The organism is Aquitalea sp. ASV11, assembly GCF_016429185.1.
Taxonomy (GTDB): Bacteria; Pseudomonadota; Gammaproteobacteria; order Burkholderiales; family Chromobacteriaceae; genus Aquitalea; species Aquitalea pelogenes.
Map to the genome: position 1 here is coordinate 1 of NZ_JAELUD010000330.1, position 253 is coordinate 253.

Consider the following 253-nt stretch of genomic DNA (forward strand, 5'->3'; position numbering starts at 1 on the left):
GGGGGGGGGGGGGGGGGGGGGGGGGGGGGGGGGGGGGGGGGGGGGGGGGGGGGGGGGGGGGGGGGGGGGGGGGGGGGGGGGGGGGGGGGGGGGGGGGGGGGGGGGGGGGGGGGGGGGGGGGGGGGGGCGGGGGGGGGGGGGGGGGGGGGGGGGGGGGGGGGGGGGGGGGGGGGGGGGGGGGGGGGGGGGGGGGGGGGGGGGGGGGGGGGGGGGGGGGGGGGGGGGGGGGGGGGGGGGGGGGGGGGGGGGGGGG

General features: G+C 100.0%; 1 protein-coding gene. It reads left to right on the forward strand.

Annotated features, from left to right (window positions below):
- Positions 1-253 (forward strand): hypothetical protein (locus JHD62_RS23200; RefSeq protein WP_199104709.1); only part of this gene is annotated, 253 nt, incomplete at both ends.